Source organism: Acidovorax sp. SUPP1855 (assembly GCF_030158955.1).
Classification (GTDB): domain Bacteria; phylum Pseudomonadota; class Gammaproteobacteria; order Burkholderiales; family Burkholderiaceae_C; genus Paracidovorax.
In genome coordinates this window covers 1-1,133 of the sequence record NZ_BQXI01000083.1, presented here as the reverse complement: position 1 = coordinate 1,133, position 1,133 = coordinate 1, and the positions used below count along the sequence as shown (strand labels likewise).

At 62.8% G+C, this 1,133-nt stretch carries 1 protein-coding gene; it reads left to right on the top strand.

Going from position 1 to position 1,133, the window contains the following annotated elements; translation table 11 throughout:
* Positions 1-1,133 (top strand): elongation factor Tu (tuf, locus tag AVMA1855_RS26480; protein WP_284428005.1); only part of this gene is annotated, 1,133 nt, incomplete at both ends.

Genomic DNA, 1,133 nt, shown 5'->3' with positions numbered 1-1,133 from the left:
AACGTGGGCACCATCGGTCACGTGGACCATGGCAAGACGACTCTGACGGCGGCCATCGCCACGGTGCTGTCCTCCAAGTTCGGTGGCGAAGCCAAGGCATACGACCAGATCGACGCAGCGCCCGAAGAAAAGGCCCGCGGCATCACGATCAACACCGCCCACGTGGAATACGAAACGGCAAACCGCCACTACGCCCACGTGGACTGCCCCGGTCACGCCGACTATGTGAAGAACATGATCACCGGCGCGGCCCAAATGGACGGCGCCATCCTGGTGTGCTCGGCCGCTGACGGCCCCATGCCCCAGACCCGCGAGCACATCCTGCTGGCCCGCCAAGTGGGCGTGCCTTACATCATCGTGTTCCTGAACAAGTGCGACATGGTCGACGACGAAGAGCTGCTCGAACTCGTCGAAATGGAAGTGCGCGAACTCCTGGACAAGTACAACTTCCCAGGCGACGACACCCCCATCATCCGCGGTTCCGCCAAGCTCGCCCTGGAAGGCGACAAGGGCGCCTTGGGTGAAGAAGCCATCATGAAGCTGGCCGAAGCCCTGGACTCGTACATCCCCACGCCCGAGCGCGCTGTGGACGGCGCATTCCTGATGCCCGTGGAAGACGTGTTCTCGATCTCCGGTCGCGGCACCGTGGTGACGGGCCGTATCGAGCGCGGCATCATCAAGGTCGGCGAAGAAATCGAAATCGTCGGTATCCGCGACACGCAAAAGACCACCTGCACGGGCGTGGAAATGTTCCGCAAGCTGCTGGACCAAGGCCAGGCTGGCGACAACGTCGGCCTGCTGCTGCGCGGTACCAAGCGCGAAGACGTGGAACGCGGCCAAGTGCTGTGCAAGCCCAACTCCATCAAGCCGCACACGCACTTCACCGCCGAGGTGTACGTGCTGTCCAAGGACGAAGGTGGCCGTCACACGCCTTTCTTCAACAACTACCGTCCTCAGTTCTACTTCCGCACGACCGACGTGACTGGCGCCATCGAGCTGCCAGCCGACAAGGAAATGGTCATGCCCGGCGACAACGTGTCGATCACCGTCAAGCTGATCAACCCCATCGCCATGGAAGAAGGCCTGCGCTTCGCCATCCGTGAAGGCGGTCGCACCGTCGGCGCCGGCGTCGT